The sequence below is a fragment of the Natrialba swarupiae genome, from assembly GCF_008245225.1.
Taxonomy (GTDB): Archaea; Halobacteriota; Halobacteria; order Halobacteriales; family Natrialbaceae; genus Natrarchaeobius; species Natrarchaeobius swarupiae.
In genome coordinates this window covers 147,877-171,348 of sequence record NZ_VTAW01000001.1, presented here as the reverse complement: position 1 = coordinate 171,348, position 23,472 = coordinate 147,877, and the positions used below count along the sequence as shown (strand labels likewise).

Here is a 23,472-nt window from a genome sequence, read left to right as displayed (position 1 = left end):
ATGAACGACGACAACTCGCGTGCCCTGTACGATCGGGCGCTGTCGGTGATGCCAGGGGGAGTCAACTCCGCCGTTCGCGCAGCCATCGAACCCTACCCGTTTTTCGTCCAGAAAGGCGACGGTGGCCACGTCATCGACGTCGACGGGAACCGCTATATCGACTGGGTGATGGGGCTCGGACCGCTGCTTCTCGGCCACGACCTCCCCGATCCCGTTCAGGCGAGCATTCAGCAGAAAGCGAGCGAGGGACCGATGTACGGAACCCCGACCGAAATCGAGGTCGACCTCGCGGAGTTCGTCGTTCGCCACGTCCCCAGCGTCGAGAAGATTCGGTTCGTCAACTCGGGAACCGAAGCCACGGTGTCGGCTATCCGACTCGCTCGAGGGTACACCGGCCGGAACAAGATCCTCATCAACCAGGGCGGCTACCACGGTGCCCAGGAGTCGACGCTGGTCGAAGGCGACGCCGAGAACCCCCGACCGTCCTCTGCGGGGATCCCACAGTCATTCTCCGAGCACACGATTCCAGTGGCGTTCAACGACGAGGACGCCGTCCGCGAAGCGTTCGAGGAACACGGCGACGACATCGCGGCCGTCCTCACGGAGCCGATCCTGGCAAACTACGGCATCGTCCACCCCGAGGATGGCTACCACGAGTTCCTCCGCGAAATCACGGACGAACACGGCTCACTGTTGATCTTCGACGAAGTAATTACGGGCTTTCGCGTCGGCGGTCTCGGCTGTGCCCAGACCGAGTTCGGCGTCACGCCCGACCTGACGACGTTTGGCAAGATCATCGGCGGCGGCTTCCCCGTTGGCGCGATCGGCGGCCGGGCTGAGATCGTCGAGCAGTTCGCACCCTCCGGTCCCGTCTTCCAGGCCGGCACCTTCTCCGGCCATCCGGTCACGATGGCCGCCGGCCTCGAGACCCTGCAGTTTGCGGCGGAACACAACGTCTACGATCACGTCGACGAACTCGGCGATCGACTCCGCGACGGCCTCTCCGAGATCGTCGCCGACCAGGCGCCGGAGTACACGGTCGCCGGCACCGCCAGCATGTACAAAGTGATCTTCACCCGCGACGGCAAGGCACCGAAAAACGGCGCGGACGTGAAAAACGCCGAGACAGATCGCTGGCGACGAGTCTTCTGGGGACAGATGAAAGAACAGGGAATCTTCCTCTCACAGAACCAGTTCGAGTGTCAGTTCGTCAGCGACGACCACACCGACGAGGACGTCGACCGCACGCTCGAGGCGTACAAAGAGGCGCTGTGAGGGGACCGGCTCGAACGACGGCGCGGGCGGCGGGACCGTCGGTGACACCGGCTGAGACGGACCGAACCGTGACACCGGCCGACTGATGGCTCGAGTCGCGACGATCCGCGGGGAACTCGCGTGGGCACGCCTCGTCGAGCGCCAGTTGTACCTCGTCCCGCCGGTGATCGGCGTCGGTATCGTCGGCGTGCTTCAGGAAGCGGATCCGGGAGTTCCGCTGCTCGAGTCGGGACTGGTGCTGGTCGGAACGTTTGGCTACAGCCTTCTGAGCGCCGGGATCGCGCTCTCGCTGTTTGCCGACGCGCGTCGAGTCCGCCGGCAAGGCGCGGCGAGCGAGCACTGGCGGCCGAGCCCGTGGGGAAACGCCCTATTCGCGTTGCTGTGGGCGCCGGTCGCCGGCGTTTTCTACCTCTATCGCCGTCACAAACGGTTCGGAACGCGACCCGACTGGTCCGGCTGGTGGCTCGTCGTCGCGGCGTCGCTCGCGACGACCGTGATTGGACTCGCCGTGGCGGCGATCGCCGTCGCGCTCTCGATCCCAGGGCTGTTTCTGACCGCCGCCGGACTGGCCGGCGCGGTCGCGTTCGGAACCTTCCCGATCGCGATCCACCGGGACGCCGCCTACGTCAGCACCTACGGCGACTCGTGGCGGCCGAACCCCGGTCTCCACCTGGGGCTGGCCTTCCTGAGTCTCTCCGTCGCACCGCTACAGCCGTTGCTCGCGGGATATTATCTCCTCCGACGGCAGCGTTCGGGGGTCTCGAGGCGGTGAATCGTCACCTCCGCTCGAGTCCCCACTCCCCGGTGAGCCGATCCCACGGCGAGAGCGCGGACGGTCCGCCGTCCCGACGTGGCGAGACAACCGCGAGCAGTCCTGGGTCTTCGAGACAGCGAGACAGTGTATAGTAGCCACTGCACGTCATTGCAGACCTGATCGGCAGGCGGATCGGCGATGGGTGTGTGAATCGTTGCAATTGGTACTATCGTACTCGGTGAAACGATTTACACTCGGTCACAGCCGAGCGGCCAGTCTCGGCAACGAGGGCGAGGCTGGCCGCCGATATTCGTGACCGGGTGTACAATGACTTTCAACGTGTGCGATATAAACCGTCTCAGTCCGCCGCCGACACGATCGCATCCTCGTAGCTCGCGACCGCCTCGAGGACCGCCTCCCGGTCGTCTTCCGGAACGTCGAACGACTCGAGCGTTGCCGCCAGGTGCGTCGCGATCGCGTCGAACTCCGCCGGGCCGGTCTCGAGGTGGTCGTGGGCCGCCCGCATGTCGCGGCCGTCGTACTCGACCGGGCCGCCGGCGACGGCACTCAGAAACTGGGTCTGGTGGGCACGTTGCTTTCGCATGTCGACGCTATCGAAAAAGTGAGCGACTTGCTCGTCGTCCAGTATCCGATCGTAGAAGTCGTCGACGACGGCCGCAATCGCGTCTTCACCGCCGAGTCGGTCGTACAGTGTCCTCATTCGTCAAATCGGTTCACCAGCTGTATGGATAAATCATGCGGCAATCGTGGTGGAGAGATCCCCAATTCGCACTCGAGACCGGTCGAGTTCGTCGGCCAGCAGTGACGCGGGACAAGCGTGCGCTTTTCATACCTCAGGCGACGACTGACGCCTATGAGAACGCGCGGGACGTTACGACTGGCGACGCGGGGGTCCACACTGGCCCGGCGACAGGCCGCCCTCGTCAAGGAAGCCCTCGAGGAGCACCGGTACGAGGTCGAACTCGTGACCGTCGAGACGACGGGCGACGACATTCAGGACGAACTCATCCACCGACTCGGGAAGACGGGCGCGTTCGTCCGCGAACTCGACGAGCGCGTACTCGAGGGGGATCTCGACGGCGCGATCCACTCGATGAAGGATATGCCGACCGAACAGCCCGACGAGCTCGTCACGGCCGCGGTTCCCGAACGCGGATCGCCAGGCGACGTCCTCGTCACGCCCGACGGATCGACGCTCGAGGAGCTTCCCGACGGTGCGACCGTCGGTACCTCGAGTCTGCGCCGGCGGGCTCAACTGCTCGCGGAGCGACCCGACCTGACGGTCGAACCCGTCCGAGGGAACGTCGATACCCGCCTCGAGAAGCTGCTCGCGCCCGCGCTACAGGAAGAACACGAGACGCGAAGCGAGGCTGATAAAGAGCGGAAGGCGAACGTCGGCGACGAGGAGTTCGAACCGGCGTACGATCGGACCGTCGACGAGTGGTTCGACGATCTCTCGGAACTCGAGAAACAGGCGCTCGGTCGCGAGATTGAGACGAACTACGACGCGCTCGTGCTCGCCGAGGCCGGCCTCGAGCGAAGTGGGCTTCGCTACGCCGTCGACTATCAGTCGCTTCCCACCCAGTCGTTCGTTCCCGCACCGGGACAAGGTGCACTCGCCGTGACGGGGGTCGACGGCGAGACGGCAGGCGAGATCCAGAACGCGATCGACCACCCGCGCAGTCGCGTCGAGACGACCGTCGAACGGACGCTGCTCGCGGAACTCGGCGGCGGCTGTATCGCGCCGATCGGCATCTACGCGATCCTGCAAGGCGAGTACGTCCACACGCGGGTGAGCGTCTTCGACCGCGACGGCGAGGAGTCGGTGACTGCCACCCGTGATCTGCCCGTCGACCACCACGCCGAGGCGGCCCGCGAGTTCGCCACGGACCTCGCCGACCGCGGTGCGGCGGAACTGATCGAAGAGGCACGCGACGACGCCGGAGCGGGCACGTCCGTCTCCGAAGACGATCAGCCGGAGGGGAAGTAAGCGATGTCGGCGAACGAGACGGGACCAGACGGCAATCCGACTCCCGAAACGAATGCAGTCGTCGAGCCGGGTACCGTCTACCTCGTCGGGAGCGGTCCCGGCGATCCGGAGTTACTGACCGTCAGGGCGACGCAACTGCTCGAGCACGCCGACGTCGTCCTCCACGACAGGCTACCGGGGCGAAAGATCATCGACGCGCTCCCGGAGGGGCGACGCGAGGACGTCGGCAAGCGCGCCGTCGGCGATCGCACGCCCCAGTCGGAGATCAACGAGCGACTGGTGGAACTCGCCCGCGAGGGGAACTCCGTGGTCCGGCTCAAGGGTGGTGACTCGTTCGTCTTCGGTCGTGGCGGCGAAGAGGCGGAGTATCTCGCGGCCCACGGAGTGCCGTTCGAGGTCGTTCCCGCGGTCACCTCGGCGATCGCGGCCCCGGCCGTCGCCGGAATCCCCGTCACACACCGGGACCACGCCTCCTCGGTTTCGTTCGTCACTGGCCACGAGGACCCCACGAAAGAGGAGTCAGCCGTCGACTGGGAGGTTCTGGCGGCGACCGGTGGGACGATCGTCGTCCTCATGGGCGTCAGCCGACTCCCCGACTACACCGCCGCCCTGCGGGAAGCCGGACTGAACCCCGAGACGCCGGTCGCGTTGATCGAACGCGGCACGTGGCCCGGACAGCAAGTGGCGACTGGCACCCTCGAGACGATCGTCGACGTCTGCGACGACGTCGGGATCGAACCGCCGGCAGTGACGGTGATCGGCGACGTCGCCGGCACCCGCGAGTCGGTCGTCGACTTTCTGCAAAACGACTACGAGCAGCCAGAAGAGGGTGAGATCCGATGAGCGAATCGACGCCCCCCGCCGTCGCCGTCTTCCGTCCCGACGACGAGCGAATCGACGACGCGGTCGCCGTCCTCTCCGACCTCGGCGCCGACCCCGTCCCGGACCCGATGCTCGCGGTCGAACCGACGGGTGCGAGCCCGCGAACCGACGCCGACTTCGCCGTACTCACCAGTAAGACCGGCGCGGAACTCGTCTCGGCGGCCGACTGGCGTCCGGGCGAGGCGACCGTCTGCGCGATCGGCCCGGCGACGGCCGACGCCCTCCGCGCGGAAGGCTACCCAGTCGACGTCGTCCCGGAGGAGTACACCTCGAGCGGACTGGTCGAACGGCTCGAATCCGACGTAGACGGGGGCCGCGTCGAGGTCGCGAGGAGCGATCACGGCAGCGACGTCCTGCCCGAGGGGTTCGAAGCAGCCGGCGCGTACGTCCACGAGTCCGTCCTCTACCGGCTGGTTCGGCCCGAGGGAAGCGGCGACTCCGCGGAACGCGCCGCGGTAGGGGACCTCGACGCCGTCTGTTTCACTTCGTCGCTGACCGTCGACCACTTCCTCGAGGCCGCCGCCGACCGCGGCGTCCGCGAGGGGGCGCTCGACGGGCTGTCCGACGCCGTCGTGGGAGTCATCGGGGAGCCGACCCGGGAGACGGCCGCCGAACGCGGCATCGAGGTCGACGTCGTCCCGGAAGAAGCGACGTTCGACGCGCTGGCGAGAGCCGTCCTCGAGCAGGTCGACGGGCGGTCGTAGCTCGACGCGCTCGGAACGGGAGCCCCTGTCGACTCACTCGAGCAGTCGGAACGCCACCAGCGCCGGCAGGGCGAAGCCGAACGCGTTGACCGCGCCGTGCCACCGGACCATCTCGGGAATCGTGACGAGAACGGTAGTGCCCGGAAGCGAGGAGTACGCGAACGCGAGCGCGAACGCCATCCCGACACACACCGAGAGCGAGGCGGCCACCAAGAGCGCACCCGGAAGGCGGGGAACGACCGGGACGACGCCGCCGGTTACGACGAACGCGAAACCGGCCACACCTGCGACGAACGGGACGACGGCGACGAACTCGAGGATCGGCGAGACGGTGATGCCGACCGCGACGGCGAGGATGCCGACGACGACGGCGACCGTCGATGCGGCCGCGATGTGCCCCGTGAGCGTCGAGTCGAACGCTCCTCCGTCCGCGATCACGCGGCCAGCCAGGCCGACGACGAGCGGCAAAACGAACCCTGCGTAGTGGAAGTGGACGGCGGTCAGGAGGACGATGATCGGCGCAAAACCGAGGTCGATCCCGGCGACGGAGAAGAGGAGTGCGATCGAGGCGACGGGGACGTACAACAACGCCGCGTCCACGGCGAGCGCCGGTAACGGTCCGATACCGCGAGAGCGGATATTTTGAAACGCGAGAGCGGCCAGAACCGCGGTGACGCCGAGCCACGGGAGTACGAGTGCGACCGCCGCGAGCGATTCTCGCGGTAGCCCGAGCGCGACGACGGCGGCCGCCGCGGCCGGGAACTGGCCGTAGACGGCGACCGCGTAGAGACGCGAAGGGGTCCCAGCCGTGGTACCGGCCGGTCCCCGATGCTCGAGCGGAACGAGGCCGGTTCCGAGCGGGACGAGCACGAACGTCCCGAACACGACGTACAGTTCGACGGGCGACAGCGAAATCGGGGCGAGTCCGAACGTCGTCGTGAGAGAGAGGACAGACCAGACCACCGCGCCGAACGCGGCGGTCAGGTCGGTTACCCGCCATCCGGCGAGACGCGGCCTCGGGGAACCCACCTTCGAATCGGAAGGGCGAACTCGAGACACTCGCTCGAGGTCGGTCACGGGCGTTCACCGGGCAGCGTCACGTCGGCCAGCGGCGGTCGGTCCGCGGGGTCGCCGTCGGCGGATCGAAACTCGCTCTCGAACCCGCCCTCGTAGCCGAAGACGGAGCCGACGAGCGGGTTCTCGATGTCGGCCTCGACCCGGAAACACTCGTCGTCCTCGTCGTACCAGTCGGTGAGGCGGCCTCGAGCCGAGAGGAGAGCCGGGAGCGCGAGCGAGCGCCCGCCGACGCGGAGATACTGCGTCCCGATCGAGAGCGCGAGCGCGCCGTCGTCGGCTGCGGCGTGGAGGTCGGCACCGACGAGGCCGCGCGTGCCGAAGAGATCGACGATGCAGCCTCGAGCCGGATTCCACCGGAGCGTGTCGACGAACGTCCGCGGCGGCGAGGTGTCGAACCGCCGCTCGAGGCGAAGCGCCTCGTTGCCGTTTCCGTCGACGAACGGCTCCGTGACGATCGAGAAGCGAACGTCGGTTCCGCCCTCGGGAAAGAGGAAGTCGTCGAACGTTGCGAGCCACAGCGCCGGCACCGCGAACGGGCTTCGGGTGAGTTCGTCCATCTGGCCGACGCCGACCGCCTCGCGGCCGTCGGAGGACTCGACTCCGTAGCGCTCTCGAACCTGTGGGTGAAGCGTCGACCACTCCTCGCCGATCGCACGCTCAAATAATCCCGTCACGGACGTACCCCCGAATCTCGCTCGGGCCGTTCGCTCCTCGTATGCGGTTCGCCGTCCGTATGCGGTTCAGCGCTCGTATGCCGTTTGCCGTCCGTACGCCGTTCCCGTCTCACGGGCTCGCTCGAGGCGGCGGCGGAAATCTCCCCTTCGCTCGGCACGTCGGCCGAAAACGGCCGAAGCGAATCGGGGTCGACGTCGAACGCCGCCAGGGCGTCGTTGCGCGTCGTGTTCTCGAGTGTCAGAGCGCGATACTGGTCTCTGCCGACCGGAATCCAGGGAAGCGGATCGACGAGCGTCGCGAGGACGGCGGTCAGCGCCATCGGAATCGGGACGACGACGCCGTCGCGGACGCGCGTCACGATCTCCGCCAGGGTGAGCCGCTCGGGACCACCAATCTCGTAGGCGTTTCCGACGTGACGGTCCTCGGCGAGTCCGTCCGCGATCAGCGGCGTCAGGTCCTCGACCCAGATGGGCTGGAGCGGCGTCCGTCCGCCACCCGGAAGCGGGATTACGAGCGGCGGCGCCAGTCGCTCGAGAAACGGGACGAACGCACAGCCGTCGCCGAAGATTACCGATGGACGGAAGATCACCCACTCGAGAGACGACTCGCGGACGATCCGCTCGGCCCGTCGTTTCGCCTTGAAGTACGCCGTCTCGACGCCCGAGTCGACGCCCAGCCCGCTCAGCTGGACGAACCGATCGACGCCCGTTCGTTCGCTCGCGGCCACGAGGTGACGCGTCCCGTCCGCGTGGACCGACTCGTGACTGCGCCCGCGCGCCTGGACGTGCGAGGGGAGTGCAACGAGATTGACGACGGCGTCGTGGCCCGCGACGGCGTCGTCCAGGTCGGGGTCGGTGACGTCCACCGACACCGCCTCGACGTCGGCGGGTAGTTCCGACGGGTCGGGCGTTCTCGAGGCCGCGGTCACGCCGTGGCCACGGTCGACCAAGACTCGACACACCGATCGGCCGACGAACCCCGAACCGCCCGCGACGAAGACGTTCATACCGGATTGTTCCGGCACAACGACATAACGGTACTGCCAACCCGCGGATCCGGACAGTCAGTAGACCGGAGGTTTATCCCCCATGACGACCCACCATCGACCGATGCACCGATGACCGGGCCGGTTCCCGAACTCGCGGATCGAGCGACCGCGTGCGCCGAACGTCTTCACGAAGCCGAACGGGTCCTCCTCGCCTCGCACATCGACGCCGACGGGCTGACGAGTGCGGCGATCGCCACACAGGCACTCGAGCGCGCGGAGATTCCGTTCGAAGTCGTCTTCGAGAAGCAACTGGACGAAGACGCCGTCGCCGATATCGCGGCGACGGAGTACGAGACCGTCCTCTTTACGGACTTCGGCAGCGGCCAGCTGGACGTCGTCGGCGAGTACGAGGACGATGGAGCGTTCACGCCGGTGATCGCAGACCACCACCAGCCGGCTGATCGGGACACCGAGTACCACCTCAACCCCCTGCTGTTCGGGATCAACGGGGCCTCGGAGCTTTCGGGTGCTGGCGCGAGCTACGTCCTCGCGCGAGCGCTGGCGACGGTCGCCGGGGGCGAATCGGACAGAGACCGAGTGGACGATCCGAATCGTGCGGCGACGACCGACGGTGGGACGGTCGCCGACGCGGAGACGACCGCTCTCGCTTCTCGAGCCGACAACCGTGATCTCGCCGCGCTCGCCGTCGTCGGCGCCGTCGGCGACATGCAGGCCTCGGGCGGTGAACTCCACGGCGCGAACGCGAAGATCGTCGAGGAGGGCGTCGACGCCGGCGTTCTCGAGACCGGGACGGACCTCGCGCTGTACGGCAAACAGACCCGCCCGCTCCCGAAGTTACTCGAGTACGCCACGGACGTCCACATTCCGGGCATCTCGAACGACGAGGGCGGCGCGCTCCGGTTTCTCGACGGTCTCGACCTCGAGTTGAAACGAGACGGGGAGTGGCGACGGTGGGCGGGACTCACGAACGGCGAGAAACAGACCGTCGCGAGCGCGCTCGTCAGGCGAGCCGTCGAGTCCGGCGTGCCGGCCGGGAAGATCGACCAACTCGTCGGGACGGCGTACGTCTTATCGAACGAGCCCGTGGGATCGGAGCTGCGAGACGCAAGCGAGTTCTCGACGCTGCTCAACGCGACCGCCCGCTACGAGCGGGCAGACGTCGGCCTCGGCGTCTGCCTCGGTGATCGCGACGACGCACTCGAGCGCGCCCGAACGCTCCTTCGTGACCACCGGCGGAACCTCTCGTCGGGGATCGATCTCGTGACCCGCGAGGGCGTCACCCACGAGGACAACATTCAGTGGTTCCACGCCGGTGACCGAATCCGCGAGACCATCGTTGGCATCGTCGCGGGGATGGCGATGGGCAACGACGGCATCAGTCGATCGAAACCGATCATCGCATTCGCCGAGAAGACCGACGGCAGCGACACCGACGGGGTCGAAATCAAGGTCTCCGCGCGCGGTACGCACAATCTAGTTCGCCGCGGTCTCGACCTCTCGGTCGTCGTGGGCGAGGCGTCTCGAGCCGTCGACGGCGACGGCGGTGGTCACGACGTCGCGGCCGGGGCAACGGTTCCCCGCGGACGGGAGGAAAAGTTCGTCGAACTCGCCGACGAGATCGTCGGCGAGCAGCTATCCTGAGGAAGTCTGTCGTCCGTCAGTCCCCGTTCGACCGCGACCGTCCCGAGATTCACACCGGTACAACACGTCCGTACGAGCGGTCCATCGAGCCATGGACCGCCGAACGAGCGGCGCAGGAGGTGGGGAAGCACCGATTTTCTGACCGCCGCCGTCGCGTCTGGACGGAACTCCTGTGGACAGAGGACGCTTGCTGCGGGTCCGGATGAGGTCCTCGAGAAGTGTCTCTCCGAGTCGTGATCATCGATTTCGATTCTCGTCCCTCGATTCCTGATATCGCCGGCCGTCTCGCAGACGAGACTCTCGATGGCGCGCGAACGCCGCGAGTTGTGATTGTGTATAGCAGTATAGAATTTATTTTCGAGCCGGTCCGGACGACGACCGGTCTCACGGAGTCGTCGGAAGAGCCTCCGATACCTCTCCCGCGTCGACCGTGCAGAATCGACGGCGATGTTGGAAGATGCCAGGTCGGTGTCGGTACAGTTCCTCCGAGTGGGCCAGAAGGGTCCCATCAGGATGCTATAAATTCCATTCCGATACACCAAACGGCAACACTCGCTGATTCCCGTGATCGTCTGACCCGTGAGTGCGGCCGATGGCAGTCTCACGAATCGGTTTCTGGGAGCGTCGTTTCCGTCGATTCGGGAACGAAACACGAGAGTGAAACACGATCGAGAACACGGTCGACCGCGACCGGATCCTCCACGTCGCTGACGACGTCGTGAACGGACCGCATGCACTCGAGCAGTCCATCGACCGCCGCCTGGCGGGTCGACACGCGACCGATCGTCTCGGAGGAGATTCGGTCGCCGAGTGAGTACTGATAGCAGAGTTCCCAGCACCGACAGATCCCGAGTCGAGGGTGTGATTGGTCGGCGGAAACGTCGGCGACGAGTACGATCGGCGGGCGACTGTGACGGTAGGCGAATCGATCGTCACCGAGTTCCGTTAGCCCCCACCCCGGCGGCAGTTCCGTCCTCGGGATGGGATGGCGATTCGTCGGCATGGTTGGGCTACCGCCGCTGACCCAAGTGGCAGTTCCGCTTGCGTATGCGCCGTCCGTATATAGGAGGCCCTACCGGTTCGGTGGGGGTGAACTGTCCGGCGTGGCGACTCGAGGGCGAAACGACCCGTATCGCGGGCGATCGTCCGACTTTTGTCGATGCTCACCCACTGCTCGGATATGGCCGACTTCGATCCAGAGCAGTTCCAGGACAAGTACGCAAACTACTTTCCGGAACTCCAGCAGGCGTACAAGAACGCGTTCAACCGGATGAACGACCGATACGACTCGGAACTCGTTCACGCGATCGACCAGCAGGTGCTAAACGAGAGCGAACCCTTCTACGAGGGTGACGGCGAGTTCCGAGTCGAACTCCCCGAAGAGCCGTACGAACGGCTCTCGGGGGTACTCGTCGAGGAGGAGCGCTTCGAGGAAGTCCTCGAGCGCCACGTCGACGAGATCGAGACCGAGCTCCAGCGCGTCTTCGGCTTCGCCTGATCACGACCGAACACCAGGGACGGAAGGTTTAGGGGCTCCGACGCCCAACGATCGTTCATGAGTACTGAAACCCAGAACGACGGAGACGACCTCGAGGAACGCATCACGAACTTCCTCCGTCGGAACTTCCCGCAGATCCAGATGCACGGCGGCAGCGCGGCGATTCAGGATCTCGACCGCGAGAGTGGAGAGGTCACCATCGCCCTCGGCGGTGCCTGTAGCGGCTGTGGTATCTCGCCGATGACGATCCAGGCGATCAAGAGCCGAATGGTCAAGGAGATCCCCGAAATCGAGCAGGTAAACGCCCACACCGGGATGGACGGCGGTGGCGACATGGGTGATAGCGGGATGAGTCCCTCGTTCCCCGGTGAAACCGTCGACGACGGCGACGCCGACGAAGGGCCGGAAGCACCGTTCTGACGCCGTTGCTCGAGGTGGTTCGACTCCGTTTTGTGGTATTTTACTCGAAGGGAGCCAGCCGTACAGAGCCACTGCAGCACCACGCTCCCGCGGGTGAAATCGAGTTCACCCGTCGGTGTCCGTATCGGACTCGGTCGACGGGATTCGCTCGAGCATCTACGCTCGGTCTCGCGGACGCTCAACGCCTGGACGATACCCCACCAGGTCGGGATCCCGAACTCCCACGCGGCGTTCGAGGACGGTGAACTCGTCGAGGACGACGTCACAGAGCGCGTCGACCTCCTCGGGGAGACCGTCTTCGAGTACGCGGGCGTCGAACGGTATCCCGAACTCGAGTCGTCGGAACCGACATCGTCGGCCTAGGACCGAGGGTTCTCGTCGACGGCTACCGCAGACCCGAACCTCGTTCCCACGTCCGAATCAACGACGTGACCGTCCGATTCGTCGGGGCCTCGAGCCCCAGTTCGTTCGCCCGCTCGACCACGTAGCCGTTGATCGCGTCGATCTCGGTCCGCCGTCCCGCGCGGACGTCCTGGCGCATCGAGGAGGTGTTCGCCGCGGTGTCCGCGGCGACGCGTTCCATCGCCGTGATCGCCTCTCGACTCGAGATGGAGACGTCACACGCTCGAGCGACGCGCGCCGTCTCGCGGGTCGCCGCGCTGGCGAGGTCGCTTGCGGGCCCCTCGAGAACGGCCCCGTTGGCGACATCCGAAAGCGCCGTCACCGGGTTGATACCGGCGTTGACCGCCAGTTTCTCCCACAGTCGTCGGGGCATGTCGTCGGCGACAGTCGTCTCGAGGCCGGCCGCGGCGAACGCCTCACCAACTCGTTCCGCGAGTTCGGACGAACCGCCGTCTCGCGGGCCGAGGACGACGTCTCCGAGTCCGGTACACGCCACGACGCCCGATTCCCGGAGGACCGCACCGTACGTCGCCGTACCGGCGAGCACCGGTGCCTCGAGCCGATCCACGAGCGTTTCCTCGTTTCCCATCCCGTTTTGAAGCGAGAGGACGGCGTCGAACGACCCGGTCGCGAGTGTTTCGGCGGCCGACGTAGTGTCGGCGGCTTTGACGGTGATGACTGCGAGTTCCGCCTCGAGGTCCCGTCCGTCGGTCGTTGCGCTCGGCCACACCGTCGTCTCGAGTTCGCCCGTTACCCGAAGTCCCGATTCCCGAACGGTGCGGACGTGATCTTCTCGAGCGACGAGCGTTACGTCGTGGCTGCGAGCGAGTATCCCGCCGATGAGGCTGCCAAGACTGCCAGCGCCGAACACGACAGTCTCCATGGCTCGAGATGGCACGAGCGCGATAAAAACGGTTCGCCTCCCGGGCGTGAGGCGTCATCCCGGCCGGATTCCGAAACCAGGTCATCGACAGCGGTCGAGGTGAAACAGTTTTCGATAAATTATATAGCGCTATATCGAATGTGGGATTAACACGGAGATCGATATCGAAGTGGCGAATCGTTTCGAGACCGCGTCCGAGTAAATTCGGTTTCGAGTATCGTTCAGATGGTACGCTTCGGGCGAATCAGCGACGAGTATAGGAACACCATGTGTTAACATACCATGGCGCGTAGAGGGAGACGTAATGAGCTTCAACGACCGACCATCCGGCGAACTTACGAACAAGGAGGAAACCGAGATCCCGATCGGCGAGCCCAATGAACCCGCACAGCAGGAGTATCGCATGTGGCGGTGTGGCAACTGCGGCGAGATGGGGCGTCTTCAACAACAGGACACGCTTCCAGCGGAGTGTCCCGCGTGTGCGAGTCCGAAAGAAGATCTGTACTACTGGGAGGAAGACTGAACGTGTGCAACGATTTACCAGCGTGACCCGTCCTGCGATTACGGTCGCGCCGGAACTGACTGACAGTAACCCGCCTCAGTCTTCGGTCCAGTACATCAGATCTTCGCGTCCAGTATCGCAGTTCGGACACTCGTCGGGGAACCCGTCGGTAATCGCGCCCATCTCGCCACACTCCATACACCGCCACATCAGGTGGGCCTCGCCGAACTCGTGGCCCGATCGGGCGTGCTCAATGCTCATCGCTTCGGCACCCTCGCGCGTCGTGACGAAAAACCCGCTTCGCTCGAAGCTCCGAACGCGGCCGAGTTCGTTGCCGTCCTCGTCATACACCGTCTGTCCGGAGTTGAGCGATTCGACCGTTTCTACGGCCGTCTCCTCACCGTGTTCCGCCGGAGTCTCACCAGTTTGTACCATACCCGAACTCAGACGCCGCCGCGAATAAAGACACAGCGCGCATTGTCCGACCGGTCGCTGCTGGTGCTGAAACGGGGACTTTTGGGACCACGAGACCGAACGCGATCGACTACATGAAGTCCTCGATCCCGCTTTGCTTGTTCTTGTCGTTCTCGAAGATACTCTCGAGGGATTTCTCCAGCACCTCGAGGCGCTGTTTCGTGTAGTCGCGACAGTCGTACTCCTCGGCGACGTTGATCGCCGTCTGCATGTACTTGTTCACCGAGCCCTTGTGGACGGTGAGATTGACCCGCCCGCCACACTCACGACAGTCGCCGGTCAGGGGCATCCGCCTAAACTTTTCCCCGCAGTCGAGACACCGGGTTTCCTGGCGGGAGAACGCACGAAGGTTGCCGATGAGGTCGGGGAGGAAGTGGTACTCGATCACACGTTCTGCGACGTCGGTCTCGTCGACTGCCTCGAGTTTTCGCGCGAGTTCGAGCTGGGCGTCCATCTTGTCCATCATCGACCCAAGCGTCTTGTACGCCGAGAGGTCCGGTCCCATCGCGATGTCGGTCGTGTCGTGGGTGTGCTCGAAACCGGCGTACTCCTCGTCGGTGCCGAGCGTGTCCTCGGCGATCTGGACGTCGACCTCGCCGGGGTCGGCCTGCTCTAAGGTCGCGAGGTAGAACTCACGGGGGTACTCCGAGACGATGTCCATGTTGTGGGCCTCGTCGTCGATTTCGGAGGGGTCGATCCTCGAGGACATGACGAGAGGTGCGTCCATCGAGTTGTGTGCGTAGAGCCAGTTGGCCGTGAAGATCGGATCGCCACCGACCTGTAGGTCGTAGAGGTAGCCGTCGTAGTCGACGCGCTCGATGGACGTAATCCGAAGATAGGACAGATCACCGTCGACCAGCGGACGGATCTCCTCGAGTTTTGCTTCGGCTTCCTCGGGAAGGTCGCGCCCGTCGAGTTCGTCGACGATTTCCTCGAGTTTCTCGAGCGAGATGTTGTCGCGTCGTTTCAGATACTTCGGGACGAGTTGTTTGACCCCGTCAATGGCCATTTCACGGATCTCCATCAGTTCCGCTGGAATCGTGACAACGAGGCTCTTCGGACGGTACGAATCCTCGCCGTCGAGGATTCGCTTGAGCGGATTGTCCGATGCACCGCCGGAGACGGAGACCGTATATATCGGCTGTCGCGACGCGTCGCGTTCGCGCCGCGAGACGTTTGCGACGAGACCAAGCCGATGACAGAGGAAGACGATCCCGTCCTTGACGTCTTCGCTCGTCGTGTGGAAGCTGATCGAGGTGTGATTGTCGTCGCTGGATTCCGAGCCGTCACCGGCAATGAACCCGCGCAAGAACGCGAGAACTATGTTTCGTTCCGCGCGGAGAATGCACTCGGGGACGATCTTCTCGCTCGAGTTGTACGAGTCGTGGTCTTCGAATCCGAGTTCGTGCAATACGTCGAAGAAGACGGTTGGGAAGGCGACCTCGTAAGCCTTGTTCGACCAGCGGACGCTCGGCTCACAGCCGATTGAAGCCTTCGTGGCGTCGACGACGCGATCGACGAGTTCTTCGTCGGCATTGTGGATTGCTGGTCGAGTTCCGGAGAGCGACCCTTCAGCGACGAACATTCCGAGTAGCCATGCCAAGTCCTCGTCGATGTCGATGTGTCGATCAATACAGTCCGACGATCCCTTCCAGCCGACCAAACACGTGTCTGGAAGGGTGGTTTCACCGTGTTCGGATTTGATTTCTTCGAGTGTTGACCGACAGACCTTCTTCTTTGAGAGTCGATAAGAGAGTCCGCCGTCGAACGCAACTCGAGTGTCACCGCCGCGTTCCGCAGCGTCCCAGACAGTGGTCAACCACTCCTCGTGCTCATCGTCGAGCAGAACGTACGGTTCCTCGATGCAGTCGAGCGCATCGATCGTCGTGTCGACGGGTTCGACGTCGAGGTTGCGAGGTGCGACAATCAGATCACCCTCCTCGAGGTCGGATCCAGCGACTTCCTCGATTCCGTCGTCGTATCGGAAGAGGCTGTGATCGGTCGTGATCTCGAGTTCGCGCCCGAACTGCGTAGAGATCCGTAGTAGTTCTTCATCGTCGTCGGCCTCGTACCGGATTGCTTTCTCGATCGGCTTCGGTGCCGCTTCGTGGTCGTCGTCGAACGCGTAGGTCGTCCAGCCCTCGAGTGCAGCGGTCTTCTTCCGGAACTTACCGTCGATCTCGATCGGTACGTCGAGTTCCTCCCAGAACTCGTCGAAGGTCATGAACCGCAGATTTCCGTCAGGATCGAACGCGATCAGTCGCGAGTCCTCGGCGACGCTTCCGCCACGCTGGTCCGGGAGGTACGACCGCGAGAAGTTCAGGAGCCCGTCCATGAGTAACATCACGCAGTCCTCGTCACCATCGCATTGAGCGGTGTGGAGTCCGTTCGCGACGAGCGTATGCGTGTCCGAAACCGTGAGACAGTAGGTGTATTCAACATCGGATGGGACGATTTCGGTTCGTTCTACTATATCAACCTCCGGACGGCCGCCGTCGGTAACACCCTCCGCCCGTACACCAGAGTCACTGGCTGAATCGGCTCGGGCTGGTGTCGGTATCTCGTCACCAGCCTCGAGTTCGCTTGCTACGACCCGCTCCAGGCCATCGTTCCAAACGACCATCGTATGATCCGGAGTAACCGTCAGTGACCGACCGCTACGGGTTTCAACTCGGATCAGATGGTCAGGCGCGGGGTGCTTAGAAACGGCTTCGACCTGACGAGTTACGTGTCGTCCGTCGTCGTCGATCGATGGGACAGTGACGAATCCCTCGAGATCCTGGACGAGCACCCCGAAGTCGTCTTCGCGCGGATCGGTCAGCTGCGACTCGACGAACGTCTCGATAGACGCTTCGTGTTCGGTTCCGGACTCGTCTGCGTACCGAATCGTGGTTTCGGGATGGAAACAGTTCCGCCGCTTGGCGGCGTGAAAGTACGGATGCGCATATCCAACCGCCGCGCTCGTGAAACCAATCACCCTCCCGACAGTTGCCGCACTCGTGTGCGGTGCCATCCCGAACACCAGCTCCCCCACGAGGTCCTGGCGATCCTCGAGTTCGTAGAAGGGGTCGAGCCCGTAGTACTGCGCTAAGAGGTCGTCGATGAAGTCGGCCGTCTGCATCATGTGCTCGGCCGCGCCATCGGAGAGGACGACGTCCTGAACGTTGAGTTCGACCAGTTGATCCTCGTGGACGAGCGCTTCGCCGTGGATGTCTTCCTCGTAACCGAGCGCCTGCAGCTGGCCGACGTCGACGTCGAGTTCGCTCGCGCGGACGGACGTGACGGGGAGGTCGGTCATGTCGTAGCGAACGGTCCCGTCTTTGAACGCCGAGACGTCGTGTTTCGCCCTGAGAATTCCCTTCTCCATCGGCTCGGGGATCTTGTTCGCCGAGGTGAGTCCCTTGACGCCTTTGAGGATCTCGAAGGCGTTCTCGCGTTCGCCGACGGACTCGAGGGCATCGCGGTACTCACCGTGGACGTCGACCTCACGGGTCTCGACACAGGTGGCCTCGACCCCGCAGTGGCCACACTCGACGCGACCGGCCTCGTCGGGTTCGATGACCTGCTCACAGTCGGGACAGCGGTAGTCCGGGACCGTCCGGTCGCCACAGTCCGGACAACGGTTCTCGAACGTCTCCGTGCCACAGCTCTCACAGCGCTGGCGGCCGATCTGTAGTTCGACGACGCCGGGCGTGTCGGACATCGTCTCCGTATGCGAGGCAGCGTCGGCGACGTTTCGCTGTGCGCCGCCGGCTTCGCCGATCGGAAACAGCGTGTGAACGGGCGGACTCAGGTCGCGGCGCTCCGATTTCTCCGGCCTCCCCATCCGGTTTCCGACTCGCGTCGGCGACCGTTCGCGAACCGCGAAGGGTGCGACCTCGTTGACCGCCTCGATGGCGTTGTCCCCGTCGGTCTCGTGACCCCAGGTTCGGGCGCGCTCGGAGAGGCCATCGACGGTCCACGTGCGCTCGAGTTCGATACTGGGTTGGCGTTCGCGGCTGTCGTGATCGACCGCGGCGCCGTCGGCGACCGTTCGGCGGGGCTCGCAGCCGACGGTCCGGACGAACGGCCGCCACTCGTCGAGTTCGATCCGCCCCTCGTCGGGACGCTGGCGATGCTCGACGATGATCGTCTCGAGGGCCTCCAGGGTCGCCTCGGCGTACTCGAGGACGAGCGTCCCCTCGTCGGGGTCGCCCTCGACCCAGCCGTCGGAAACCGCATCCGAGAGGGCACAAAACGCGTCGACTGAGAGGTCGTGCCAGAGATAGGTGTACTGGGGATGCAACGGCGCGTCGTACTCGAGGGCCCACTCGAGCGCTTCCGCCGGGTCGGGGAACTCGAGGTCGATCCGTGGATCGTCCTTCAGGGCCTGGACGTCTGCACCTGCGGCGTCGAGATCCTGGATCCACCACTCGTAGACGTACGACGCCGGCGAGAGCGGGTGGTTGTTCTCGACGAACTCGCCGTAGTTGACCAGATACTCCCCGGTATCCAAGATTTTCTCGACACCGTTTCTGATCTCGAGAGCTTCCTCGGGGTCGTCGATGCGACGCACGTCGCCGTTCGCGAGTTTGACGGTGGGGCCGTCGATGCTGTCGACCGGAATGATTCCGTGGGCTTTCCCCGGACGCTCGGTCTTGATCTGGGTTCCCGTCGCGAGAAAGTCGTCGACGAGATGCATCGTCGCGGGATGGATTCCGCCGGTCGCGAAGCCGTGGTTTCGGGCACGGCCGTACCGAAGGCGAAAGCCGCCCTCGGCGCTGGGGTGTGAGAACACCGGTCGGCCGGCGATCAGATCCCGGAGGAACTTCTTCGAGGGCTCCGGCCGCGGCGGGCCGGTCGACTCCTCGGCGTCGTCATCGTCGGCCACTTCGTCCTCCTCGCCATCGTCGTCGTCCGCCGTGTCGGGTTCACCGTCTTCGTCCGCGTCCGCGTCCGCTGTCTCGTCGCCGTAGTTGCCGTCGATCAGATCCTGGAGCCACGGCCAGTCGATCTCGTCGAGTTGGGAGGTGTAGCGCTGAATCTTCGGTGCCTTGAGCGCGATCCCCTCGGCCGCGACGAGACACATGCCGCCGCGGGCGCTGTTCGTGTCGACCCGTTCTAAGTCCCGAAAGCCCGAGACCTCCTCGTCACCGGTCGCCTCCCCGTCTAACATGATCGGGAGGTGTTTCGCGATGAACTTCGTCTCCTTGTCCTTCGGGGTGTACTGGAGGCCGGTCTCCTTGTCGTAGAGGGCGATCTCCTCGGCGTAGCGTTCGATCTCCTCGTCCCGAGCCTTGTATTGGTCGATGCCCACGAGCGCGCGTGTGTAGTCGGCGACGAGTACCGACAGCGCCTGTGCGGTCCCGCCCGCAGAACGGATCGGACCGGCGTAGTAGACGTTGACGAACTCCGTCCCGTCGCCGTTTTCTAAGATCTCGACCTTGTCGATCCCCTCGATCGGCGCGGCGACGACACCTTCGGTGAGCAAGGCGACCGCCGTCCGGACCGCGCCCTCGACTTTCCCCGCTTTCGTCTCGTAGTCGCCGACGCGACCCTCCGCGAAGTCCTTCGCGAGTTCGAGCGCCGCCTCTTCGCGGCTCATCTCACCCTCGAGTTCGCGGACGCGCTCGGCGACGCCGTCGATGCCGAGGATGTTCTCGACCCGGTCAGCCATGTCCTGTGCGACCGGAATCTCGACCTCGGGTTCGGGGTCCCCACCGCGTTCTTTGGCCCGCTCGGCGACGTCTAACGCCTCGTCGAGTTGCGATTCGATCCGCTCGAAGTAGCGTTCGTCTTCCGTGCGCATCTCAGAGCCAGAGGTCGAGTTCGGTCGTCTCGTCGTACTCGCGCTCGAGGGACTCTTCGAAGACGCGCATGTGGACCTCGCCGGCCCAGACGGTCGCCGCGTTCAGGTGGCCGGCGACGGCGTTCCCGTCGGCATCCGAGAGGACGGCGTGGGTGTGGGCGAACCGATCCCCGTCGAGAAGCGCGACGTTGCCGACGCAACTGGCGACCTCGAGCGGTTCGTCGAACTCGATCGGGTAGTACTCGCAGTCCTCCTGGTCGTAGAACCAACACTCGGCGTCCTGGACCGCACCGAGCGCGCTGAACCACGCGGCGTCGGCGTCGACCTCCTCGGCCAGTGACTCGATCTCGGCGCGCCAGTCCGCCCCCGTCTCGAGGCGGGCGACGTACTCGCCTGTGGTTTCGACGGCTCGATAGTTCATACGACGACACTGTGTTCGCGGGGGAGAAAAAGATGCCCGGTCACCGCCAGCGAGACGAGACGGAAGCGATGGCCCGTTCGAGAACGATCCACGAGTCGGTACATCAGTGAGAGTGCTGATCAGTCGACTCGTGAGATACTCTCAGATTGGCTATGATTCCCACATCCCAGTGAACACATTTCTACACATATGATATTAGTTGTACGGAAGAGATTTTATTACCATATCCTGATTAAGGAAATATCCAGATCAGGCAAACATAGACCAAAACTAATAAGAGTTACCCCCACGGCAATATGCGGTATCATGGGAACTAATGACCATGACCCCACCCGGCGAGGGCTGCTCGCCTCGGGTGCGACGGTCTCCGCAATCGCAATCGCAGGGTGCATCGGTGGAAACGGCAACGGCAACGGTACCGACGGAAACGGTGCCGGGAACGGCGACGGAAACGGCAACGGGCAGGCCTCCGGCGATCCGGGTACGATGGAGTTCACCCAGGAGTTAGAACGGGACGAGGACTTCGACCCGATCCACTCCAACGACGCCTACAGTATGCAGGTCGCCAAGCTGGTCTTCGACAGCCTCTACACCTGGGACGAGGGGCTCGGCCTCGAGCCACAGCTCGCCGTCGACTTCCCGGACGTCGAACGCGACGGGACGCGATACCTCTACGAGATTCAGGACGGGATCGAGTTCCACAACGGCGAGGAGGTGACGGCGAGCGACGTCGCTCACTCCTTTATGGCCTACCAGGAAGAAGACAGCGTCAACGAAGCCCAGTTCGACATGATCGAGTCGGCCGAGGTCGTCGACGACTATCAGGTGCAAGTCGACCTCGAGCATCCGTACGGGCCGTGGGAACTGGATACGATGGGTATCTACGTGGTTCCCGAGGGCGAACGCGAGTCCGAGGACGAACGCGACGCGTTCAACACGAGCCCCGTCGGCTCCGGACCGTTCGTCTGGAGTGACTTCCAGCACAACGAGTACGTCACACTCGAGCGCAACGACGATTACTGGGGCGAGTTACCAGAGATCGAGGAGATCACGTTCGTCGACAACGTCGACGCCGCGAGCCGCGTCGCCGAGATCCGTGCGGGGGACACGGACGCCATCGCCGACGTGCCAAACGACGACTGGGACGAGCTGGAAGGCGAGGACGGCGTCGACGTCCACCTCACCGAGAGCCCGTCGTACATGCACCTGACGTTCAACTGTCGGGACGACGCACCGACGGGCGACGCCGACGTTCGCAGAGGGATCTGTCACGCGTTCTCGATGACGGACTTCGTCGAGTCCCGTCTCGAGAACGTCGCGGAGCCGCTGTCGGCGCCGATTCCGCCGATCACGAACGAACAGTGGGGCTTCCCGCTCGACGAGTGGCACGAGGAGTACTATCCGAGCTACGACCCCGACCAGGCCCAGGAGCTGCTCGACGGCGCCGTCGACGACGACTGGAGTCCACGAATCCTCGCGCCCGGTGACCACCGCGGCGACCTCGCAGAGCGGATCGTCACCCGGCTCCACGAACTCGGCTACGACGGCGCAGAGGCCGTCACGCTCGAGTTCGGCCCGCTGCTCGAGCAGACGGTCTACAACGAGGACCCGAGCCCGGACGACTTCCAGGCATACCTGCTGGGCTGGACCGGCGGCCCCGACCCGGACGCCTACCTCTACAACCTCTACCACGAGAGTCAGGTGGGCATCAACCAGGCACACTTCTACGAGGGAAGCGCGGACTTCCACGACAACATCGTCGCGGCCCGCCAGTCGGCCGACCAGGACGAGCGCTACGACCTCTACGAGGACGTCATGATCGAGATGCTCGAGGAGCTGCCGTCGCTCCCGGCCTACTCGTTCCACAACACGATGGCCTCTCGTGACTACGTCCAGGACCTCGTGCCACACCCGCAGGTCCAGTACAACCCGCGTCTCGTCTCGAGTTACTCGAACGTCTCCATCGAGTAATCGAGAGCCGACGAGGGTATCTTTATCGTACACAACCGACGGACGAACGAACACACGTTTCGAACACCAGATACGGACGATAGCTAATGGGACTACTTCGATATACAGTCGCCCGCCTGATTCAGGCGATTCCGGTTCTGATCGGGATCACGGTGATTACGTTTATCCTCGCGAACCTAGCCCCCGGTGATCCGGTTCGGCTCATGTTGCAGGGTCAGCAGGTCGACCAGGAGGTCATCGAGCGGGTCGAACAGCAGTACGGCCTCGACAGGCCGATACACGAACGATACGTTACGTACATGGCGAATCTCCTCCAGGGAGATCTGGGCCACAGCATTCAGCGCGACCGACCGGTGACGGATCTGGTCGTCCAACGCGCCGGACCGACGCTCATGCTCGTCGTCTCGGCGTACGCGTTCGCCCTCATCACGGCGATCCCACTCGGTATCCTGGCCGCGACGCGGCGCAACGAGCCCGCCGACCACATCTCCCGGATCGTCGCCTTACTCGGCGTCAGCACACCGTCGTTCTGGATCGGGATCATGTTGATCCTCGTCTTCGCGATTCAACTCGGCGTCCTCCCCTCGAGCGGACTGGTCTACCCCTGGTGGGGGCCAGACCACTACGGCTACAGCGGCTATCCCGAGTTGCTCTATCAGACGATCAGACACCTACTGTTACCGATGGTCGCACTCGGAACGTTACAGATGGCGACGCTGATGCGCGTCGAACGCACACAGATGATCGAATCGCTCCAGGGGGAGTACGTGAAACTCGCCCGCGCCTACGGCGTCCCGGAACGAACGATCCTGCGAAAACACGCCTTCCAGGTCGCCCAGCTACCGATCATCACGATCGTCGGCCTCAACCTCTCGACGGCGCTTGGCGGCGCCGTCCTCATCGAGTACGTCTTCAACATCAACGGACTCGGGAGACTGCTGCTCGAGGCGATCATCGGACTCGACTACCAACTGATCATGGGGATCACCGTCGTCATCGGTACGATGTTCGTCATCGGCGTGATCATCACCGATATCTCGTATGCGTACATCGATCCCCGCGTCACCTACGGAGATCGTGAGTAA

Annotated in this window: 21 protein-coding genes; 12 read left to right on the top strand and 9 right to left on the bottom strand. The window is 64.3% G+C overall.

What is annotated here, in order from left to right; translation table 11 throughout:
• Both hemL and FYC77_RS00820 read left to right on the top strand, forming a co-directional pair.
• Complete coding sequence (gene hemL, locus FYC77_RS00825) at positions 1 to 1,275, top strand: glutamate-1-semialdehyde 2,1-aminomutase (RefSeq protein ID WP_149079606.1); 1,275 nt, start codon at positions 1 to 3, stop codon at positions 1,273 to 1,275.
• An 85-nt stretch (positions 1,276 to 1,360) separates the two neighbouring features.
• Positions 1,361 to 2,047, top strand: a complete 687-nt coding sequence (locus FYC77_RS00820) for a hypothetical protein (protein WP_149079605.1) — start codon at positions 1,361 to 1,363, stop codon at positions 2,045 to 2,047.
• 340 nt (positions 2,048 to 2,387) lie between these two features.
• Here FYC77_RS00820 and FYC77_RS00815 read toward each other — a convergent pair whose 3' ends face one another.
• Entirely contained in the window at positions 2,388 to 2,750 is a 363-nt protein-coding gene (locus FYC77_RS00815) for a group I truncated hemoglobin (RefSeq protein WP_149079604.1), read from the bottom strand.
• A 153-nt stretch (positions 2,751 to 2,903) separates the two neighbouring features.
• On the opposite strand from FYC77_RS00815, the gene hemC reads away from it, so the two are divergent.
• From hemC to FYC77_RS00800, 3 genes are read left to right on the top strand one after another with little or no spacing between them, the layout of a single operon-like run.
• On the top strand, positions 2,904 to 4,040 hold the full coding sequence (hemC, locus tag FYC77_RS00810; protein WP_149079603.1) for a hydroxymethylbilane synthase: 1,137 nt from the start codon (positions 2,904 to 2,906) through the stop codon (positions 4,038 to 4,040).
• A gap of 3 nt (positions 4,041 to 4,043) precedes the next feature.
• Positions 4,044 to 4,883: a uroporphyrinogen-III C-methyltransferase gene (cobA, locus tag FYC77_RS00805; protein WP_149079602.1), complete on the top strand. Its 840-nt coding sequence runs from the start codon at positions 4,044 to 4,046 to the stop codon at positions 4,881 to 4,883.
• Positions 4,880 to 5,626 carry a uroporphyrinogen-III synthase gene (locus FYC77_RS00800; RefSeq protein ID WP_149079601.1) on the top strand — a complete coding sequence of 249 codons (747 nt, stop codon included), beginning with the start codon at positions 4,880 to 4,882 and terminating at the stop codon, positions 5,624 to 5,626. Before cobA ends, FYC77_RS00800 begins: the two co-directional genes overlap by 4 nt.
• 33 nt (positions 5,627 to 5,659) lie before the next feature.
• Here the strand turns inward: FYC77_RS00800 and FYC77_RS00795 are convergent, their stop codons facing one another.
• From FYC77_RS00795 to FYC77_RS00785, 3 genes are read right to left on the bottom strand one after another with little or no spacing between them, the layout of a single operon-like run.
• Entirely contained in the window at positions 5,660 to 6,655 is a 996-nt protein-coding gene (locus FYC77_RS00795) for a YndJ family transporter (RefSeq protein ID WP_238386765.1), read from the bottom strand.
• Positions 6,656 to 6,699: 44 nt separating this feature from the next.
• A complete protein-coding gene (locus FYC77_RS00790) occupies positions 6,700 to 7,377 on the bottom strand; it encodes a DUF4166 domain-containing protein (RefSeq protein ID WP_149079600.1) in 678 nt (225 codons plus the stop codon).
• The gene (locus FYC77_RS00785; RefSeq protein ID WP_149079599.1) at positions 7,374 to 8,384 is read right to left on the bottom strand and encodes an NAD(P)H-binding protein; all 1,011 of its coding nucleotides are present in this window, start codon (positions 8,382 to 8,384) and stop codon (positions 7,374 to 7,376) included. The genes FYC77_RS00790 and FYC77_RS00785 overlap by 4 nt, the downstream gene beginning before the upstream one ends.
• 111 nt (positions 8,385 to 8,495) lie before the next feature.
• On the opposite strand from FYC77_RS00785, the gene FYC77_RS00780 reads away from it, so the two are divergent.
• Positions 8,496 to 10,028, top strand: a complete 1,533-nt coding sequence (locus tag FYC77_RS00780; RefSeq protein WP_149079598.1) for a single-stranded-DNA-specific exonuclease RecJ — start codon at positions 8,496 to 8,498, stop codon at positions 10,026 to 10,028.
• Positions 10,029 to 10,629: 601 nt separating this feature from the next.
• Here the strand turns inward: FYC77_RS00780 and FYC77_RS00775 are convergent.
• The gene (locus FYC77_RS00775) at positions 10,630 to 11,031 is read right to left on the bottom strand and encodes a hypothetical protein (RefSeq protein WP_149079597.1); all 402 of its coding nucleotides are present in this window, start codon (positions 11,029 to 11,031) and stop codon (positions 10,630 to 10,632) included.
• A 177-nt stretch (positions 11,032 to 11,208) separates the two neighbouring features.
• Between FYC77_RS00775 and FYC77_RS00770 the strand changes: the two genes are divergently transcribed.
• The 3 genes from FYC77_RS00770 (at position 11,209) to FYC77_RS00760 (ending at position 12,309) form a co-directional block, all read left to right on the top strand.
• Positions 11,209 to 11,526, top strand: coding sequence for a DUF5783 family protein (locus FYC77_RS00770; RefSeq protein WP_149079596.1), 318 nt, complete (start codon positions 11,209 to 11,211; stop codon positions 11,524 to 11,526).
• Between the two features lie 57 nt (positions 11,527 to 11,583).
• Positions 11,584 to 11,946 carry a NifU family protein gene (locus FYC77_RS00765; protein ID WP_149079595.1) on the top strand — a complete coding sequence of 121 codons (363 nt, stop codon included), beginning with the start codon at positions 11,584 to 11,586 and terminating at the stop codon, positions 11,944 to 11,946.
• A 93-nt stretch (positions 11,947 to 12,039) separates the two neighbouring features.
• Positions 12,040 to 12,309 carry an NADPH-dependent FMN reductase gene (locus FYC77_RS00760; protein ID WP_149079594.1) on the top strand — a complete coding sequence of 90 codons (270 nt, stop codon included), beginning with the start codon at positions 12,040 to 12,042 and terminating at the stop codon, positions 12,307 to 12,309.
• A gap of 22 nt (positions 12,310 to 12,331) precedes the next feature.
• Here the strand turns inward: FYC77_RS00760 and FYC77_RS00755 are convergent, their stop codons facing one another.
• Positions 12,332 to 13,231, bottom strand: coding sequence for a ketopantoate reductase family protein (locus FYC77_RS00755; RefSeq protein ID WP_149079593.1), 900 nt, complete (start codon positions 13,229 to 13,231; stop codon positions 12,332 to 12,334).
• A 304-nt stretch (positions 13,232 to 13,535) separates the two neighbouring features.
• Between FYC77_RS00755 and FYC77_RS00750 the strand changes: the two genes are divergently transcribed.
• Entirely contained in the window at positions 13,536 to 13,754 is a 219-nt protein-coding gene (locus FYC77_RS00750) for a DUF7130 family rubredoxin-like protein (RefSeq protein ID WP_149079592.1), read from the top strand.
• A gap of 75 nt (positions 13,755 to 13,829) precedes the next feature.
• Here the strand turns inward: FYC77_RS00750 and FYC77_RS00745 are convergent, their stop codons facing one another.
• The 3 genes from FYC77_RS00745 to FYC77_RS00735 all read right to left on the bottom strand — a co-directional run bounded on the left by FYC77_RS00745 (position 13,830) and on the right by FYC77_RS00735 (position 20,416).
• Positions 13,830 to 14,168: a DUF7130 family rubredoxin-like protein gene (locus FYC77_RS00745; protein WP_149079591.1), complete on the bottom strand. Its 339-nt coding sequence runs from the start codon at positions 14,166 to 14,168 to the stop codon at positions 13,830 to 13,832.
• Positions 14,169 to 14,277: 109 nt separating this feature from the next.
• Entirely contained in the window at positions 14,278 to 19,995 is a 5,718-nt protein-coding gene (gene polC, locus FYC77_RS00740; protein WP_149079590.1) for a DNA polymerase II large subunit, read from the bottom strand.
• Between the two features lies 1 nt (position 19,996).
• On the bottom strand, positions 19,997 to 20,416 hold the full coding sequence (locus FYC77_RS00735) for a PPC domain-containing DNA-binding protein (protein ID WP_149079589.1): 420 nt from the start codon (positions 20,414 to 20,416) through the stop codon (positions 19,997 to 19,999).
• Positions 20,417 to 20,722: 306 nt separating this feature from the next.
• Here FYC77_RS00735 and FYC77_RS00730 point away from each other — a divergent pair, with 306 nt between their 5' ends.
• Together FYC77_RS00730 and FYC77_RS00725 are read left to right on the top strand one after the other, a co-directional pair.
• Entirely contained in the window at positions 20,723 to 22,387 is a 1,665-nt protein-coding gene (locus FYC77_RS00730; protein WP_202911743.1) for an ABC transporter substrate-binding protein, read from the top strand.
• A gap of 86 nt (positions 22,388 to 22,473) precedes the next feature.
• Positions 22,474 to 23,472, top strand: a complete 999-nt coding sequence (locus FYC77_RS00725) for an ABC transporter permease (protein WP_149079588.1) — start codon at positions 22,474 to 22,476, stop codon at positions 23,470 to 23,472.

What these genes read in the sequence shown, in the direction of transcription:
- FYC77_RS00750 (WP_149079592.1), top strand. Translation starts at nt 13,536, where the DNA reads ATGAGCTTCAACGACCGACCATCCGGCGAACTTACGAACAAGGAGGAA.
- FYC77_RS00780 (WP_149079598.1), top strand. Translation starts at nt 8,496, where the DNA reads ATGACCGGGCCGGTTCCCGAACTCGCGGATCGAGCGACCGCGTGCGCC.
- FYC77_RS00755 (WP_149079593.1), bottom strand. Translation starts at nt 13,231, where the DNA reads ATGGAGACTGTCGTGTTCGGCGCTGGCAGTCTTGGCAGCCTCATCGGC.
- polC (WP_149079590.1), bottom strand. Translation starts at nt 19,995, where the DNA reads ATGCGCACGGAAGACGAACGCTACTTCGAGCGGATCGAATCGCAACTC.
- FYC77_RS00820 (WP_149079605.1), top strand. Translation starts at nt 1,361, where the DNA reads ATGGCTCGAGTCGCGACGATCCGCGGGGAACTCGCGTGGGCACGCCTC.
- FYC77_RS00800 (WP_149079601.1), top strand. Translation starts at nt 4,880, where the DNA reads ATGAGCGAATCGACGCCCCCCGCCGTCGCCGTCTTCCGTCCCGACGAC.
- FYC77_RS00770 (WP_149079596.1), top strand. Translation starts at nt 11,209, where the DNA reads ATGGCCGACTTCGATCCAGAGCAGTTCCAGGACAAGTACGCAAACTAC.
- hemL (WP_149079606.1), top strand. Translation starts at nt 1, where the DNA reads ATGAACGACGACAACTCGCGTGCCCTGTACGATCGGGCGCTGTCGGTG.
- FYC77_RS00735 (WP_149079589.1), bottom strand. Translation starts at nt 20,416, where the DNA reads ATGAACTATCGAGCCGTCGAAACCACAGGCGAGTACGTCGCCCGCCTC.
- cobA (WP_149079602.1), top strand. Translation starts at nt 4,044, where the DNA reads ATGTCGGCGAACGAGACGGGACCAGACGGCAATCCGACTCCCGAAACG.
- FYC77_RS00815 (WP_149079604.1), bottom strand. Translation starts at nt 2,750, where the DNA reads ATGAGGACACTGTACGACCGACTCGGCGGTGAAGACGCGATTGCGGCC.
- FYC77_RS00745 (WP_149079591.1), bottom strand. Translation starts at nt 14,168, where the DNA reads ATGGTACAAACTGGTGAGACTCCGGCGGAACACGGTGAGGAGACGGCC.
- FYC77_RS00775 (WP_149079597.1), bottom strand. Translation starts at nt 11,031, where the DNA reads ATGCCGACGAATCGCCATCCCATCCCGAGGACGGAACTGCCGCCGGGG.
- FYC77_RS00785 (WP_149079599.1), bottom strand. Translation starts at nt 8,384, where the DNA reads ATGAACGTCTTCGTCGCGGGCGGTTCGGGGTTCGTCGGCCGATCGGTG.
- FYC77_RS00730 (WP_202911743.1), top strand. Translation starts at nt 20,723, where the DNA reads ATGGGAACTAATGACCATGACCCCACCCGGCGAGGGCTGCTCGCCTCG.
- FYC77_RS00765 (WP_149079595.1), top strand. Translation starts at nt 11,584, where the DNA reads ATGAGTACTGAAACCCAGAACGACGGAGACGACCTCGAGGAACGCATC.
- FYC77_RS00725 (WP_149079588.1), top strand. Translation starts at nt 22,474, where the DNA reads ATGGGACTACTTCGATATACAGTCGCCCGCCTGATTCAGGCGATTCCG.
- hemC (WP_149079603.1), top strand. Translation starts at nt 2,904, where the DNA reads ATGAGAACGCGCGGGACGTTACGACTGGCGACGCGGGGGTCCACACTG.